15 protein-coding genes are annotated in these 16508 nt (G+C 69.4%); 11 read left to right on the forward strand and 4 right to left on the reverse strand.

The window, feature by feature from the left end; translation table 11 throughout:
- Window positions 1-9 precede the first annotated feature (9 nt).
- A complete protein-coding gene (locus CKY28_RS13940; RefSeq protein ID WP_095998966.1) occupies window positions 10-1281 on the reverse strand; it encodes a NupC/NupG family nucleoside CNT transporter in 1272 nt (423 codons plus the stop codon).
- A 420-nt stretch (window positions 1282-1701) separates the two neighbouring features.
- Here CKY28_RS13940 and CKY28_RS13945 point away from each other — a divergent pair, with 420 nt between their 5' ends.
- The 9 genes from CKY28_RS13945 (at window position 1702) to CKY28_RS13980 (ending at window position 9666) form a co-directional block, all read left to right on the forward strand.
- Window positions 1702-2574: an alpha/beta fold hydrolase gene (locus tag CKY28_RS13945; protein WP_095998967.1), complete on the forward strand. Its 873-nt coding sequence runs from the start codon at window positions 1702-1704 to the stop codon at window positions 2572-2574.
- 9 nt (window positions 2575-2583) lie between these two features.
- The gene (locus CKY28_RS13950; RefSeq protein WP_095998968.1) at window positions 2584-3234 is read left to right on the forward strand and encodes a queuosine precursor transporter; all 651 of its coding nucleotides are present in this window, start codon (window positions 2584-2586) and stop codon (window positions 3232-3234) included.
- Complete coding sequence (locus CKY28_RS13955) at window positions 3231-4034, forward strand: thymidylate synthase (protein ID WP_095998969.1); 804 nt, start codon at window positions 3231-3233, stop codon at window positions 4032-4034. Before CKY28_RS13950 ends, CKY28_RS13955 begins: the two co-directional genes overlap by 4 nt.
- 79 nt (window positions 4035-4113) lie before the next feature.
- Entirely contained in the window at window positions 4114-4245 is a 132-nt protein-coding gene (locus CKY28_RS19290) for a hypothetical protein (protein ID WP_281253249.1), read from the forward strand.
- Window positions 4246-4262: 17 nt separating this feature from the next.
- Window positions 4263-4721: a dihydrofolate reductase gene (locus tag CKY28_RS13960; protein ID WP_245841846.1), complete on the forward strand. Its 459-nt coding sequence runs from the start codon at window positions 4263-4265 to the stop codon at window positions 4719-4721.
- Between the two features lie 181 nt (window positions 4722-4902).
- The gene (locus CKY28_RS13965) at window positions 4903-5829 is read left to right on the forward strand and encodes a bifunctional riboflavin kinase/FAD synthetase (RefSeq protein WP_095998970.1); all 927 of its coding nucleotides are present in this window, start codon (window positions 4903-4905) and stop codon (window positions 5827-5829) included.
- A 37-nt stretch (window positions 5830-5866) separates the two neighbouring features.
- On the forward strand, window positions 5867-8743 hold the full coding sequence (ileS, locus tag CKY28_RS13970; RefSeq protein WP_095998971.1) for an isoleucine--tRNA ligase: 2877 nt from the start codon (window positions 5867-5869) through the stop codon (window positions 8741-8743).
- Complete coding sequence (gene lspA / locus CKY28_RS13975) at window positions 8736-9236, forward strand: signal peptidase II (protein ID WP_095998972.1); 501 nt, start codon at window positions 8736-8738, stop codon at window positions 9234-9236. Before ileS ends, lspA begins: the two co-directional genes overlap by 8 nt.
- Window positions 9229-9666 (forward strand): DUF3035 domain-containing protein, encoded by a 438-nt coding sequence (locus CKY28_RS13980; protein WP_095998973.1) that lies wholly within the window; start codon window positions 9229-9231, stop codon window positions 9664-9666. The genes lspA and CKY28_RS13980 overlap by 8 nt, the downstream gene beginning before the upstream one ends.
- 149 nt (window positions 9667-9815) lie before the next feature.
- Here CKY28_RS13980 and metC read toward each other — a convergent pair whose 3' ends face one another.
- The 3 genes from metC to CKY28_RS13995 form a co-directional block, all read right to left on the reverse strand.
- Window positions 9816-11030: a cystathionine beta-lyase gene (gene metC / locus CKY28_RS13985; RefSeq protein ID WP_095998974.1), complete on the reverse strand. Its 1215-nt coding sequence runs from the start codon at window positions 11028-11030 to the stop codon at window positions 9816-9818.
- 93 nt (window positions 11031-11123) lie between these two features.
- The gene (locus tag CKY28_RS13990) at window positions 11124-11963 is read right to left on the reverse strand and encodes a sulfurtransferase (protein WP_095998975.1); all 840 of its coding nucleotides are present in this window, start codon (window positions 11961-11963) and stop codon (window positions 11124-11126) included.
- 119 nt (window positions 11964-12082) lie between these two features.
- Window positions 12083-13648, reverse strand: a complete 1566-nt coding sequence (locus tag CKY28_RS13995; RefSeq protein WP_095998976.1) for a cryptochrome/photolyase family protein — start codon at window positions 13646-13648, stop codon at window positions 12083-12085.
- Window positions 13649-13669: 21 nt separating this feature from the next.
- Between CKY28_RS13995 and queF the strand changes: the two genes are divergently transcribed.
- Together queF and CKY28_RS14005 are read left to right on the forward strand one after the other, a co-directional pair.
- On the forward strand, window positions 13670-14116 hold the full coding sequence (gene queF / locus CKY28_RS14000) for a preQ(1) synthase (RefSeq protein WP_095998977.1): 447 nt from the start codon (window positions 13670-13672) through the stop codon (window positions 14114-14116).
- A gap of 120 nt (window positions 14117-14236) precedes the next feature.
- Entirely contained in the window at window positions 14237-16504 is a 2268-nt protein-coding gene (locus CKY28_RS14005) for a glycosyltransferase family 4 protein (protein ID WP_095998978.1), read from the forward strand.
- The last annotated feature ends 4 nt before the right edge of the window (window positions 16505-16508 follow it).

Here is a 16508-nt window from a genome sequence, read left to right on the forward strand (position 1 = left end):
GGGAGGAATTTAGAGGAGGAGGCCGGCCAAGGCGGCGCTCATGAGGTTAGCGAGGCTGCCCGCGAGGAGGGCGCGGATGCCCAGCTTGGCGATGACGGGGCGCTGGTTGGGGGCGAGGCTGCCGGTGGCGGCCATCTGGATGGCGATCGAGGAGAAGTTGGCGAAGCCGCACAGCGCGAAGGTGACGATCGCGACCGTGCGGGGCGCGAGCTGCGCGCGGAGCTGGCCCAGATCGATGAACGCCACGAACTCGTTCAGCACGAGCTTGGTGCCGAACAGGCCGCCCGCGACCTGCGCCTCGTTCCAGGGGATGTTGAGCAGGAACATCACGGGCGCGAAGACGAAGCCGAGCAGGCGCTGGAAGCTCAAGTTCGGCACACCGAGCGCGCCGCCGACGGACCCCAGGATGCCGTTCGCCAGCGCGATCAGCGCGACGAAGGCGAGCACCATCGCGCCGACCGCCACCGCGATTTTGACGCCGGTCTGCGCGCCGTTGGCGGCGGCCATGATGACGTTGGCGGCGCGCTCCTCTTCCTCATGCGCCTCAGCCGCCTGGATCAGTCCGCGCTCTTCGGCGATCGGATCGTCGGCCAGCGGGAGTTCGCCTTGGCGGGAGCGCGGGTCGGGCATGATGATCTTGGCCATCAGCAGCCCGCCGGGCGCGGCCATGAAGCTCGCCGCCAGCAGATAAGGCAGCGACTCGGGGCCGAGGAAGCTCGCGTACGCCGCGAGGATCGTGCCTGCGACGCCCGCCATGCCCACCGTCATGACCGCGAACACCTGGGACGGCGTGAGCGCCGCGAGATAGGGGCGGATCACCAGCGGGCTTTCCGACTGGCCGACGAAGATGTTCGCCGCCGAGCAGAGCGATTCCACCTTGGAAACGCCGATCACGCGCTCGATCGCGCCGCCGACCCAGCGGACGATGAACTGCATGATGCCGAAATGGTAGAGGATCGACACCAGCGAGGCGAAGAAGATGATCACCGGCAGCGCGGCGATCGCGAAGGCGGTGCCGCCGATCTCGGGCTTGGCGAGCGGGCCGAAGAGGAAGGTGGTGCCCGCGGCCGCGTAGCCGAGCAGCGCGGAGACGCCGTTCGAGAGCCCCGCGAGCACGTTCTGGCCGATGGCAGTGCGCAGCACGAACATGGCGATCAGCGCCTGAAGCGCGAAGGCGGAGACGACCACGCGCGGGCGGATCGCGCGGCGGTCGGTGGAGAGGAGCAGCGCGAGTCCCAGGATGACGGCGATGCCGGCGAGGCCAAGAGGCAAGCGGCTCACCGAATCGGCCCTAAGCCCGACGCTTCACACATTTCACGCCCGTTCGGCACTTCCGTTGCGTGCTCTTGAAACAAACTTACGCGGTGCATTCTGGCCCCCAGCCCCGAAGCCGCGGCTTATGGCGGATCGGGGGCTTGTAGGACAGTCCCGAAAATGCGTGGGCGCGGGTCGTGAGAAAAGGGGCGCAGTAAGCAGCGAAGGCACAAAAAATGTCGGGCTTAGCACGCGGAGGGGCTTCGCGTGTCAGCGTGCAACTGGTCATCAGCGTAGTTTGGGGGGCGCTAACACGGCCGCGCGTAATTCCTCCGTGCCCTCGGCGCAAACACTCTTCCGCCTTTGCGGCTCCGTGTAGATCACCCCTCTGCGGTCTTATGAAGTATGCGCTTTCGCGACCGCGCGCCCTTGGGGTAGGCTCGCCCCATGGAACTTCGTCAGGTGGACACCGCGCGGGGCTCTTTCGGCGTGCGGGTGGCCGGGCCGGAGGACGGGCCGGTGCTGCTGTGCGTCCACGGCTTTCCCGACGATGCAGGCACCTGGGACGGGGTGGGCGCGGCGCTGGCGGCGCGGGGCTATCGCGTCGTCGCGCCTTATCTGCGCGGCTATCATCCCTCGCCGCTGGAGGGCGATCTAGGGCTGGCGGCGCTGACCGACGATCTGGCGGGGGTGCTGGAGGCGGTGGACGCGCGGGGGCGCGCCTTCTACATGGGACATGATTACGGGTCGCAGATCGGCTACGACCTCCTGACTCGCTACGGCGGGCGTTTCGTCGCGGCGGTGATGCTCGCGGGCGCACACCCCGCCAACATCGCGCGGACGGTCGGCCGCCATCCGCGCCAATGGTGGATGAGCCGCTACATCCTTGGTTTCCAGCTCAAGGGGCTGGCGGAGGCGCGCGTCCGCACGCGCGACTTCCGCCATCTGGAGACGCTGTGGCGGCGTTGGTCGCCGGGGCTCGACCCGACGCCGCATATGGGGCGGGTGAAGGCGACGTTTCGACGAAGCATGCCGCACCCGATCCGTATGTACCGCGCCGGCGGCTTCGACATCGGCGAACGGCCGATCGCGACGCCGACGCTTTTCGTGGCGGGCGGGGCCGATGGTTGCCTGCTCCCCGCATTGGGGGATGGGCAGGAACGATTGTTCAAGGGCGGTTACGAGCGCCGCGTGCTGGCGGGCGTGGGTCATTGGCCGCATCTCGAGCGGTCGGACCTGATGACGCGATGGACGGGAGAATGGTTCGAACGGTACGGCGGCGGTGCGAACCGCCTTCCGCCGTCGCCCCACGTCCGCTAGCAACCGCGGATGCAAGCCGACTCCCGCCTGATCTCCCCGTCGCTCTTCGCCTTTTCCATCTTCTACGGTGGCATGGTCTGCATCGCGGGCGTGCTGGGGAACAAGCAGGTGGCGCTGGGACCGCTAGCGGTGGAGGCGGGGATTTTCGCGTTTCTGCTGCTGGTGGTCGTGTCGAGCGCGGTGGCGGAACTGCACGGGCGGACGGTCGCCAACAGGCTGGTGCAGATCGGGTTCGTGCCGCTGATCGCGTCCATCCTCTTGTCGGTGATCGTGCTGGCGGTGCCCGCCGCACCCGACATGGACCCGGCGCGCGCGTCGGCGTTCGAGCTGATCATGAGCGGCACGCCCCGCATCTGGCTGGGCGGCATCGTCGCGTACGGCGTGTCGCAGACGCTGAACGTGTCGATCTTCTCCGCGCTGAAGGGTCGCGAAGGGTCGCGGCTGCTGTGGCTGCGTGCGGGGCTGGCGAGCATCCTGAGCCAGATCGTCGACACGCTGCTGTTCGTGTCGATCGCCTTTTACGGCGTGTTCCCGATCGGGCAGTTGCTGCTGGGGCAGATGATCGCCAAGGTGGTGCTGTCGGCGGTGCTGGTGCCGCCGCTCATCTACTTGTTCGTGAGCCTGGGGCGCCGATTGGACGGGAGCCTCGACCGGGCATGAGCGGCGAGCGGCAGTATCTCGACCTGATGGCCCGCGCGCTCGAGCAGGGCGCGGAGCAGCGGGACCGGACGGGGGTCGGCACCCGGTCGGTGTTCGGGGCGCAGATGCGGTTCGACCTCCGGGAGGGCTTCCCGGTGCTCACCACCAAGAAGCTGCACCTGCGCTCGATCATCGTGGAGCTGCTCTGGTTCCTGCGCGGCGATACGAACGTCCGCTGGCTGCAGGAACGGCGGGTCAGCATCTGGGACGAGTGGGCCGACGAGGGCGGCGAGCTCGGGCCGGTGTACGGAAAGCAGTGGCGCGACTGGGAGACGGCGGACGGTCGCCACGTCGACCAGATCGCGGAGCTCATCGCGCTGATCCGCCGCGACCCGGCGTCGCGGCGGCAGATCGTCACCGCCTGGAACCCGGGCGAGCTGCATCGCATGGCGCTGGCGCCGTGCCACTGCCTGTTCCAGACGCATGTGGCGAACGGGCGATTGTCGCTGCAGCTGTACCAGCGGTCGGCGGACATCTTCCTCGGCGTGCCGTTCAACATCGCGAGCTACGCGCTGCTGTGTCACATGATCGCGCAGCAATGCGACTTGGAGGTGGGCGAGTTCGTCTGGACGGGAGGCGATTGCCATCTGTACCTCAACCACCTGGACCAGGCGCGCGAGCAGCTGAGGCGTGAGCCGGGCGCGCCGCCGCGGCTCGAGATCGGGCGCAGGCCGGACGCGATCGACGGCTACGAGCTGGAGGATTTCACGCTCCACGGCTACGAGGCGCAGCCGCACATAAAGGCCCCAGTGGCGGTTTGATTACAGTTGTAGTTCAGAAACCGTTCAGCTGTGCGACTACATACGTGGTCGAAACGAACGCAGGACGGGAGTGAGCGCGGTGGAGGACCTCATACGGCTGATCGTGGTAGCAGTGCTGGCGGCGGTGCTGCTGAGCTTCGCGGAGCGGACGACGCTGGACGAGCGCGGCTTCAGGATCGCGGCCGCGCCGAGCGCGGAGGCGTCGGCCTGACCGAAATCGTCCTCTACGTGGCGCGCGCCGACAACGGCGTGATCGGGCGCGACGGCGGGCTGCCGTGGCGGCTGCCGGCGGACCTCCGGCGCTTCAAGGCGCTGACGATGGGCAAGCCCATGGTGATGGGCCGCAAGACGTTCGAGAGCTTTCCCGAGCCGCTGCCGGGACGGCGGCACATCGTGCTGACGCGCGATCCGGCGTGGAGTGCGTCGGGTGCGGAGCGGGCGGGGTCGGTGGACGAGGCGCTGAGGCTCGCTGGCAAGGCGGACGAGATCGCGGTGATCGGCGGGGCCGAGGTGTTCGCGCTGTTTCTGCCGCTAGCGACACGCGTCGAGCTAACGGAGGTGCATGCGGACGTGGACGGCGACACGCGCATGCCGGGCTTTGACGGTTGGCGCGAGGTAGTGCGGGAGGACTGCCCCACGAAGGAGGGGCGGCCTGCCTATAGTTTCGTGACGTTGGTTCAGGGTTAGGCTCGGCTCCCCGACTTGCCGTCATGCCGGACTTGATCCGGCATCCATGTGCGTCCGCTCGTTCGAGAGCGCCATTGGCAATTGGGCGTACGCGCATGGACCCCGGATCAAGTCCGGGGTGACCGCAGGGGGATGATGGGCGGGGGTATGCGCCGGTGGATCGTCCCCGTATAGCACCCGCATGCGACGGCTGGACGGGGGAACGGCCGCGCCGGCCGACTTGCGCGGCGGCGTGGTCGCGCTCGGCAATTTCGACGGCTTTCATCTCGGGCACCAGGCGGTGGTCGGGCGGGCGGTGGCGCGCGCCAAGGCCGAGGGGCGGCCGGCGCTGGTGGCGACGTTCGATCCGCATCCCGTGCGCTTCTTCAAGCCGGACGTGGCCCCGTTCCGGCTGACGACGCTGGAGCAGCGCGAGCGCTTGCTCGCCGCGGCGGGCGCGGATGCGATGGTGGTGTTCCGGTTCGACGAGGCGCTGGCGGGGCTCGACGCGCGCGCGTTCGTGGCCGAGCGGCTCGTCGGGCTGCTCGGCGCCGCGGGCGTGGTGACGGGGGAGGACTTCACCTTCGGGGCCAAGCGGTCGGGCAACGTGGGCGTGCTGCGCGCGCTGGGCGGCGAGCTCGGCTTCAGCGTGGAGACGGTGGGGCCGGTGACGCTGGACGGCGCGCCCGTATCGTCGAGCCGCATCCGCGAGAGCCTGCGCGAGGGCCGGCCGGAGGTGGCGGCGGGGTTGCTCACGCGGCCGTTCGCGATCGAGGGCGTGGTCGGCCACGGCGACAAGCTGGGCCGCACGATCGGCTATCCGACGGCGAACATCGACCTGGGCAAGTATCTGCGCCCGCGATACGGCGTGTACGCGGTCAGGGGGCGGCTGCCGGACGGGCAGGTGCTCGACGGGGCGGCGAACATCGGCGTGCGGCCGATGTTCGAACCGCCCAAGGAGCTGTTGGAGGCGTACTTCTTCGACTGGTCGGGCGACCTGTACGGGCAATGCGTCGAGGTGGAGCTGCACGCGTATCTGCGGCCCGAGGCGAAGTTCGACGGGCTCGAGGCGATGGTAGCGCAGATGGACCGGGATTGCGCGGCGGCGCGGGCGTTGCTCGCCCGCTAGCGCCGCGTGCGCGCGTGGGTTAGAGCGCCCGGCATTTATGGCCGACCAATCCACCACCGTTCAACGCGACTGGCGCGACACCGTCTTCCTGCCGAAGACCGACTTCCCGATGAAGGCTGGGCTCGCCGCCAAGGAGCCGCAGATCCTGGAGCGCTGGGCGCGGATCGGGCTGTATCAGCGTCTGCGCGAGCAGCGCGCGGGGCGCGAGCGTTTCATCCTCCACGACGGCCCGCCCTACGCCAATGGCGACATCCATATGGGCCATGCCATGAACAAGGTGCTGAAGGACATCGTCGTCCGCTCGCAGACCCTGCTCGGCAAGGACGCGCCGTACGTGCCCGGCTGGGACTGCCACGGGCTGCCGATCGAGTGGAAGGTCGAGGAGCAGTACCGCGCCAAGAAGCGCTCCAAGGACGAGGTCCCTGTGGACCAGTTCCGCGCCGAGTGCCGCGCCTATGCCGAGAAGTGGGTTGCGGTGCAGCGCGAACAGTTCGAGCGGCTGGGCGTCATGGGCGACTGGGACGACCCGTACCTCACGATGAATTACGACGCCGAGGCCGCGATCGTGGGCGAGCTGCTGAAGTTCGCGGAGTCGGGCCAGCTCTATCGCGGGGCCAAGCCGGTGATGTGGAGCCCGGTCGAGAAGACCGCGCTCGCCGAGGCCGAGGTCGAGTATGAGGACGTGGTCTCGACGCAGATCGACGTAGCGTTCGAGATCGTGGAGGCCCCGAATGCGCCCGAGCTGGTCGGCGCGCACGCGGTGATCTGGACGACGACGCCGTGGACGATCCCGGTGAACCAGGCGCTCGCGTATGGGGAGGACGTCGAGTACGTCGTCGCAGAGATCAGCGGCCGTAGATACCTTTACGCTCTCCATCTCGAGCAGGCGTTTCTGCGACGGATCGGTAATCCGGAGATGCGTGGGTTAGGGCTGATGAAGCGAGGTTCTCTCGCCGGTGCCGTCGTTCGTCATCCGATGCACCACCTAGGCGGCTTCTTCGCCAAGCCTCGCCCCATGCTGCCGGGCGCCTTTGTCACCACGGACGCGGGCACGGGGCTGGTGCACATGGCGCCGGACCATGGCGAGGACGACTTCGAGTTGTGCCGTGCGCACGGGATCGAGCCGGTGTTCGCGGTGGATGGGGCGGGCAACTACCGGGCGGACTGGACTTGGCTCGGCGGCCAGGGGTCGGTGATCAACAAGAAGTTTGTCGCGCCCGACGGGCCGATCTGCGAGGGGCTGCGCGAGGCGGGGGCGCTGCTCTCGGCGTCGGAGGACTATCGGCACTCATACCCGCATTCGTGGCGGTCCAAGGCGAAGGTGATCTTCCGCGCGACGCCGCAGTGGTTCATTCCGATGGACCGGGGGGTAGGACAAGGTGTCTCGACTTCGCTCGACACGAACGGAAGGGGGAACGCTCGGTCCATGTTAGGAGGGGAGGCCGGCTCCCCCCAGCCGTTCGCTTCGAGCGAAGTCGAGAAGCGGGGCAACCAGGCCACCCTCCGCGAGCTCGCGCTGGACGCGATCTCGCGGACGCGGTGGGTGCCGTCGCGCTCCGAGAACCGCATCCGGTCGATGGTGGAGGGGCGGCCCGACTGGGTGATCTCCCGCCAGCGCGCCTGGGGCGTGCCGATCGCGCTCTACCTCCACCGCGCATCCGGCGAGTATCTGAACGACCCGGCGGTCAACGCGCGGATCGTGGAGGCTTTCCGGCGGGGCGGCGCGGACGCGTGGTTCACCGCCGACCATCAGGCGCTGCTGGGCGATGCGTACGACGCGGCCGAGTACGAGCCGGTCAACGACATCCTCGACGTGTGGTTCGATAGCGGCTCGACGCACGTGTTCACGATCGAGCAGCGCTACGGCGAGGGCGTGCGCGCGGACCTGTACCTGGAGGGCTCCGACCAGCATCGCGGCTGGTTCCAGTCGTCGCTGCTGGAGAGCTGCGGCACGCGGGGGCGGGCGCCGTACGCGGCGGTGCTGACGCACGGCTTCGCGCTCGACGGCGAAGGGCGTAAGATGTCGAAGTCGGTCGGCAACGTCGTCGATCCGCTGAAAGTGATCGGCGAGTCGGGCGCGGACATCCTGCGCATGTGGGCGGCCTCGACCGACTATTTCGAGGACGTGCGCATCGGCAAGGAGGTGCTGGCGACGAGCTCGGACGCATACCGCAAGCTGCGCAACACCTTCCGCTACCTGCTCGGCGCGCTGGACGGGTTCTCGGATGCCGAGCGCGTGCCGGTCGCGGACATGCCGGAGCTGGAGCGGTACGTGCTCCACCTCACGAGCGCGCTCGACCGCGAGCTCAAGGACGCGGCGGAGGCGTTCGAGTTCAACCGCTACGTTCGCGCGCTGACCGACTTCGCGAACGAGGACCTGTCGGCCTTCTTCTTCGACATCCGCAAGGACTCGCTCTACTGCGACGCGCCCTCGTCGCTCACGCGGCGGAGCTACCGGACGGTGCTGGACCTGCTGTTCCAGGCACTCACGCGCTGGGCGGCGCCGATCATTCCCTTCACCGCGGAGGAGGTGTGGCAGGCGCGTTATCCGTCGGAGGACGGGTCGGTGCATCTCCTCGACTGGCCGGAGCTGCCCGACGCCACTGACAACGGCTTGGCGCAGCGCTGGCTGGAGGTGCGCCGCTTGCGCGAGCGCGTGACGGAGGCGATCGAGCCGATGCGGCGCGAGAAGATCGTGCGCTCCTCGCTCGAGGCCGAGGTGAGCGTGCCCAAAATGCCGCTCGACGCCGGGCTGCTCGCGGAGACGTTCATCGTGGCGCGCGTCGATCAGGGCGACGTGGTCGACGTGAAGCGCACCGAGTACGAGAAGTGCGGCCGCTGCTGGCGGCTGCTGCCCGAGGTACGCGAGGACGGCGGGCTGTGCGCGCGGTGCGAGCAGGTGGTCGATGCGTAACCTCCCCCGTATCGGGCTCGTCACGGCGCTCGTCGTCTTCCTCGCCGACCAGGTCAGCAAGTGGTTCGTCACCGGCCCGCTCGGCATCCGCGCGCTGGGCGACGCGCGCGAGCTCCTGCCCATCTTCGACCTGCGCTTCGTGCCGAACATGGGCGTGTCGCTCGGGCTGTTGCAGGCGGACTCGGACGCGTCGCGCTGGCTGCTCGTGGCGCTCACCGCCGCGATCGCGACCGGCGTCGCGGTGTGGATGGCGCGCGAGCGGAACCGCGTCGAGCAGGCGGCGCTGGGCCTCGTGCTGGGCGGGGCAATCGGCAACATCCTCGACCGGGTGCGCTTCGGCTATGTGGTCGACTTCGCCGACCTGCACTTCGGCGAGTGGCGTCCTTTCCTGGTGTTCAACGTCGCCGATGCGGCTATTACGGTCGGCGTGGTCATACTCCTCGCCCGCGCGCTGTTCGTGCGGAGCGAGCCGACGGAGAAAGTGAATGCGTAAGGTTCTGGTCGCGGGCGGCCTCGCCCTCCTGCTGGCGGGCTGCGGCTCGTCGGGCCTCCTCAACCGCGACCGGCCGGACGAGTTCGCCGTGGCGCGCCAGGCGCCGCTCGTGATCCCGCCCGACTATTCGCTCGTGCCGCCGCAGCCGGGCGCGGCCGCGACGCAGAACGTCAACACGCAAGGCCAGACGCTGGAGGCGCTGTTCGGCGGCCAGGTCGCGCGCAGCCAGGCGGAGACGGGCGCGCTGTCGCAGGCGGGCGCCGCGACCGCGGACGCCGGCGTGCGCTCCAGCGTGGGCGATCCCCAGACCAACGTCGTCGATAAGGGCGCGACGACGCGCGACATCGTGGCCGCGCCGGAGGGCGACGGCCAGGACGCCCGCGCCGCGGCGGGTGCGCAGGCGACGACCCAGCCGCAGCAGCCGCAGTAATCCCTTTGTTCCTCCCCCGCTTACAGCGGGGGAGGGGGACCAGCGTAGCTGGTGGAGGGGGTACAGGGCGATGCCGTATCCCGTCGTTCCCCCTCCACCACTCACTAACGTGAGCGGTCCCCCTCCCCCGCTGTAAGCGGGGGAGGAATTTAGAGGTTGCGCCACCTCTCCAGCCCGGCCGCCAGATCCGCGATCAGGTCGTCCGGGTCCTCCAGGCCGATTTGGAGGCGGACCATCGGGCCGGCCTGCTCGCGCTTGACGACGGAGCGGTGGCGGTGCGGGTCGACGGGGATCGCCAGGCTCTCGAAGCCGCCCCAGCTATAGCCGATCCCGAACAGCTCGAGCCCGTCGATCAGGCGCGCACGGGCCGCGTCGTCGCCGCCGTTGAGCACGAACGAGAACAGGCCGGACGCACCCGTGAAGTCGCGTCGCCAAAGCTCGTGGCCGGGGCAGGAGGGAAGCGCCGGGTGAAGCACCTGCGCGACCTCGGGCCGGGTCGCGAGCCACTCGGCAATGCGGAGTGCGGACGCCTCGTGCTGCTTCAGCCGGATCGCCATGGTGCGCAGGCCCCGGCTGCCGAGCCAAGCGTCGTCGGGCGAGGCGGTCTGGCCAAGCTGGAAGCTGGTGTCGCGAAGCGCCGCCCAGCGCTCGGGCGTGGCGGTGACGCTGCCCAGCATCACGTCCGAATGGCCGACGACGTACTTGGTGCAGGCTAGGATCGAGAGGTCGACGCCGTGCTCCAGCGCGCGGAAGTGGAGCGGGGTGGCCCAGGTATTGTCGAGCAGCACCGCGCAGCCGCGCGCCTTGGCGGCGGCGGCGATGGCGGGGACGTCCTGCACCTCGAAGGTGAGCGAGCCGGGGGATTCGAGGAGGACGGCGCGGGTGCGGTCGGAGACGAGCTCGGCGATACCTGCGCCGACCAGCGGGTCGTAGAAGCGGGTCGTGATCCCCATGCGCTTCAGGAGCCCGTCGGCGATGGCGCGCGTGGGGTCGTAGGCGGAGTCGACCAGCAGTAGCTCGTCGCCGGGCGAGAGGACGGAGAGCAGCGCGGCGGCGACCGCGGCGACGCCCGAGGGGTAGAGGAACGTCGCGTGTGCGCCGGGCTCCAGCTCGGTCAGCGCGTCGGCGAGGCTCCACTGGGTGGGCGTGCCGCGCCGGCCGTAGAAGAGCCGGTGGTGCGTGTCGCGTCCCGCCGCGGCGCGGAGGTCGGCGACGGAATCGTAGAGGATCGTCGAGGCGCGCCAGACGGGCGGGTTGACGATGCCGGCGGTCCATTCCGGACGGCGGCCGGCGGTGACGACCTTTGTCGCGTCCGCGGGTGGGCGGGTGGCGGGGGAGGCGGAGCGGTCGGGATCACGGGCCATGTTCTCACCCCTGCCGTTCGCTTCGAGCGAAGTCGAGAAGCCAGTCCCTGCCCATCCGTTTCTCGACTGCGCTCGAAACGAACGGTGGGGGGGCTACGCGGCCCCCACTTCCTTAGGCGTGTGCGGGTCCGCGCCCCACTCCGACCAGCTACCGTCGTAGAGCGCCGCGTCCGTGCCGAGCAGGTGCGCGGCGAACAGCAGCACGGCGGCGGTGACGCCCGAGTTGCAGGTGGTCACCAGCGGGCGCGACAGGTCGATGCCGGCGCGGTTGAACTCGGCGCGAAGTGCTTCGCCCCGCTTCCATGTGCCGTCGGGCTCGAACAGGTCGGAATAATGGAGGTTGCGGCTGCCGGGGATGTGGCCCTCCGCGACGTGCGGGCGGGGGTCGGGCTCCTCGCCGGTGAAGCGGGCGAGCGAGCGGGCGTCGAGCACCTGCTCCGCGCCGGTCGAGAGGTTGGCGCGCATCTGGTCGAGGGTGCGCAGGCGTGTGGGATCGAGCCGGGCGGTGAAGGCGCGGGGTTCGCCCCGCTCGCGGCCGGAGGCGAGGGGGCGGTTCTCGGCGCGCCACTTCGCGAGGCCGCCGTCAAGGATCGTGACCTCGCCCACGCCGAAGCTTCGCAGCATCCACCAGGCGCGCGCCGACGAGCGTAGCGGCGTGTCGTCGTAGAGGACGATCCGGTCGCCGTCGCCGACGCCGAGCTCGCGCAGCCGTTCGGCGAAGCGGTCGGCGGAGGGGAGCATGTTGGGATGGGGGCTGTCTGTATCGCGGAGCGATGCCAAGTCGAGGAACGCGGCGCCGGGAATGTGCGCGGCCTCGTGCTCCGCGGGCGCGTCGCGGCCGTGCTCGGGGAGGAAGTAGGTCGCGTCGAGGATGCGCAGGTCGTGCGCGCCGAGTTCGCGGGCGAGCTGGTCGGTGGAGATTAGGGGGTCCATCGGTCCTACATAGCACACGTCAGCCCGGCCTTGAGCCGGGGTCCCGCTTTCTTGACCACCGAAGCGGAAGAAGCGGGACCACGGGTCAAGCCCCGGGTGACGAGGAAGGAGGAAGTGGGTCAGTCCGCATAGGACGGCACCGCATCCAGCGCGTCGAGGTGCGCCTTGGCGGCGGCGCGGATCGCGGCGCGTTCCAGCGGGTCGGTGCGGTCCCAGTGGCGGTAGGGCATGCCGAGGCGCGGGTTGTCGCGAAGTTTGCGGCCGTGGCGCTGGAGGAAGTCCCAGTAGAGCGCGTTGAACGGGCAGGCGTCGGGACCGGTGCGGGCGCGGACGTCGTAGCGGCAGCCGCGGCAGTAGTCGCTCATGCGGTCGATATACTTGCCCGTGCTGACATAGGGCTTGGTGCCCATGAGGCCGCCGTCGGCGTACTGGCTCAGGCCCAGCGTGTTGGGCAGCTCCACCCACTCATACGCGTCGGCGTAGACCTCCAGATACCAGCGGTGCACGTCGAGCGGGTCCGCGCCGATGAGGAGCGCGTAGTTGCCCGTCACCATGAGCCGCTGGATGTGGTGCGCGTGCGCGGTGTCGAGCGTCTGGCCGATCGCCTCCTTGAGGCAGCGCATGTCCGTCTCGCCCGTCCAGTAGAAGGCGGGGAGCGGCCGCGTGTGGCCGAAGAAGTTGCGGCGGACGTAATCGGGACCCTCGCGCCAATACATGCCGCGGACGAACTCGCGCCAGCCGATGAGCTGGCGGACATAGCCCTCGACGGAGTTCAAGGGCGCGCGGCCCGCCAGATACTCGGCCTCGGCGCGGCGGCAGAGGTCGAGCGGGTCGAGCAGGCCTAAGTTGATGTACGGGCTCAGGATCGAGTGCCAGAGGTGGCGCTCGCCGACGAGCATCGCGTCCTCATAGTCGCCGAACTTCGGGAGCATATGCACCATGAAGTTCGCGGCCTGAGCCTCGGCCTGTTCGACGGTGACCGCATAATCGAAGCCGTCGAGCTTGCCGGGGAAGTCGGCGAAGCGGCGCTCCACCAACTCGAGCACCTCCTGCGTGATCGCGTCGGGCTGAAAGGCGAGCGGGCGCGGCATGAACAGGTCGGGCGCGGGCGCGGGCTTCCTGTTCTCCTCGTCATAGTTCCAGCGGCCGCCCACCGGCTCGTCGCCGTCCATCAACAGGCCGGTGCGCCGGCGCATGTCGCGGTAGAAACCTTCCATGATCAGCTCGGGCGCGGATGCGGCCCAGCGGGCGAAGTCGTCGCGCGAGCAGAGGAAGCGATCGTCGGGGAGGACGTCGACGGGCAGGCCGAGCTCCGCCTCCCAGCCCTCCAGCATCGTCTGCACGCGGTGCTCGCCCGCCTCCGTCACGACGATGCGCTCGGGCGTGTGGCGGGCGACGGCGCGGGCGATCTCTCCGGTGAAGCTGCCCGTGTTCTCCGGGTCATCGAGCCCCACGTAATCGACGCGCCACCCAGCCTCGCGGAGCGCTTGGGCGTGGTGCCGCATGGCCGAGAGGATCAGCGCGAGCTTGCGCTTGTGGTGGCGGACATAGGTCGTCTCGTCGGCGACCTCCATCATGAGGACCACCGTTTCGGCCTTGTCGCGACCGCGGAGCGAGGACAGGCGCGGGCCCAGCTGGTCGCCGAGCACCGGGACCAGAACCGCGCAATCTGGCGTGGAAGGCATCGGCTTCTATATGGGAAGCCCATGACCCCATTGCATCTAGGGCAGGCCAGCCCTCTTCCCCGATCGCCGGAAGAGGCGGTCCTCGATTACGTCCCCAATCCGCGGCCTGGCCGTCCCTATCTCGTCCGCTTCACCGCGCCCGAATTCACATCGTTGTGTCCGGTGACGGGGCAGCCCGACTTCGCGCACCTGGTGATCGATTACGCGCCCGCCGAGACGATCGTGGAATCGAAGTCGCTCAAGCTGTTCCTGGGGTCCTTCCGCAACCATGCCGCTTTTCACGAGGATTGCACGGTCGGCATCGGCGAGCGGCTGTTCGCCGAGATGAGGCCGGTGTGGTTAAGAATCGGCGGCTATTGGTATCCGCGTGGCGGAATCCCCATCGACGTGTTCTGGCAATCGGGCGCGCCGCCCGCAGAGCTGTGGCTGCCCGGCCAAGACGTGCCCACTTACCGCGGCCGCGGGTGAACTGGGCGCTTATTTCTGCTGCACTGCACCAAACATATGCAACCTTTCAGTCCGTTCAGCTTTTAATCGGGCGGGTCCGCCCCCATTTCGTGGGCGACGGTTTCGAACAAAGGTAGGGGAATGGGTAAGACGGGTGGCGCCGCCGGCGTCAGGCGGATCGCGCTGATCGGGAATTTCCTGCCGCGCAAATGCGGGCTCGCGACCTTCACGACCGACGTCCACGCCGCGATGCGCGCCCGCTTTCCCGAGCTCGCCGTCGATGTCTACGCGATGGACGACCATCCCGGCCGCTACGACTATCCGCCCGAAGTTACGCACGCGATCGCCGAGGGCGATCCGTCGGCTTACGCGGAGGCCGCGCGGCGGATCGAGGCGTCGGGCGCCGAGGCGATCTGGGTCCAGCACGAATACGGCATCTTTGGCGGCCCAGCGGGCGAGCATCTGCTGACGCTGCTCGACCGCACGACGCTTCCCGTCGTCCTCGCGCTGCACACCGTCCTCGAACAGCCCAACGCCGACCAGCGTCGCGTCATGGAGGCGCTGCTGCGGCGCTCGGCGCGCGTGATCGTGATGGCGGAGCGGGGCGCCGAGATCTTGCAACGCGTGCACGGCACGGGTGCGGCGCAGATCGTCGTCATCCCGCACGGCGTGCCGGACCGGCCGCTGGTCGATCCCGATGCGATGAAGGACCGCTTCGGCTGGCGGGGCCGCGAGGTGGTGCTGACCTTCGGCCTGCTCTCGCCGGGCAAGGGCATCGAGACGATCATCGAGGCGCTGCCCCGCGTCGTGGAGCGCCACCCGGACCTGCTTTACGCGGTGCTGGGCGCGACGCACCCCAACCTCGTCGCGCACGAGGGCGAGGCGTATCGCGAGCGGTTGCAGGCGTTGACGGCGAAGCTCGGGGTCGAGCGGAACGTCCAGTTCGTCAACGCCTTTGTCGAGCATGACGAGCTGCTCGACTATCTGCAGGCGGCGGACATCTACGCGACGCCCTATCTGAACCCGGCGCAGATCACGTCTGGCACGCTTTCCTACGCGGTGGGCGTGGGCAAGGCGGTAGTGTCGACGCCGTACGTCCACGCGTGCGAGATCCTGGCCGACGAGCATGGTGTGCTAGTGCCGTTCGGCGACGCGGGCGCGTTCGCCGAAGCGGTCGACCGACTGCTGTCCGACCCCGCCGAGCGCCGCGCCTTGTCCGAGCGCGCCTATGCGCGCGGGCGGACGATGATCTGGCCCAAGCTCGCCGAAGCGTCGATGCGCGAGATCAAGGCGGCAATCGCCTCGCGCCCTAGCCGGCTGGCGGCCCCCGCCGTCGCGCGTCCGCTCGCGCCCGACTTCTCGGCGGTGGAGCGGATGAGCGACGCGACGGGCATGCTCCAGCACGCCATCTACGCCATCCCCGACCGCCGCCACGGTTACTGCATCGACGACAACGCCCGCGCGCTCATCCTGACGAGCCGCATGCCGGGCATGGACCCGGCGGTGCGCGACCGCTGGGCGACCGTGTACGCGTCGTTCGTGCAGTACGCTTGGAACCCGGACGCCAGGCGCTTCCGCAACTTCATGCGCTACGACCGGACTTGGTGCGAGGAGGTGGGGTCCGAGGACTCGAACGGTCGCACGCTATGGGCGCTGGGCGTCACCGTGCGCGACGCGGAGCTGGCGAAGCACCGCGAGTGGGCGCGCGCGATGTTCGACAGCACGGCGAGCCTCGCGCTCGAGCTGGGCAGCCCCCGCGCGCAAGCCTTCGTGATGCTGGGCGCGGCGGCGATGCTGCAGGCGAGCCCGGGGCACCGGCTCGCGACCGAGATCCTGCAGCGCTTCCCCGCGGAGCATATGGCGTTGCTGGAGGAGGCGCGGCGACCGGAGTGGAGCTGGTTCGAGATCGTGCTGGCGTACGACAACGCCCGCCTACCCGAGGCGCTGATCCGGGCGGGGCACGCGCTGGGCCGCGCCGACTACGTCGCGTGTGGGCTCGAGACGCTCCAGTGGATCATCGGGAAGCAGACGAGCCCGGAGGGCCGTTTCCGCGCGGTCGGGTCCGAGAGCTTCGGGCGCGCATACGCCGAGCCGCTGCCGTTCGACCAGCAGCCGTTGGAGGCGCAGGCGACGGTGGACGCGTGCGAGGCGGCGTGGGAGGCGACGGGCGACCGGCGCTGGATCGCGGAGGCGGAGCGCGCCTATCACTGGTTCCTGGGCGCGAACGACTTAGGCCTGCCGCTCGCGTCCCCGAACGACGGCGGCTGCTTCGACGGGCTGATGCCGACGGGGCTCAACCGCAACCAGGGGGCGGAGTCGATCCTGGCGCTGCAACTGGCGAACTGCGCGATTTCGGAGCTTTCCAAGAAGACGGACGGCGTGGCAGAGAACCGGCGCGCCGCCGCGTAAGAGC

The organism is Sphingomonas lenta, from assembly GCF_002288825.1.
GTDB lineage: Bacteria > Pseudomonadota > Alphaproteobacteria > Sphingomonadales > Sphingomonadaceae > Sphingomonas > Sphingomonas lenta.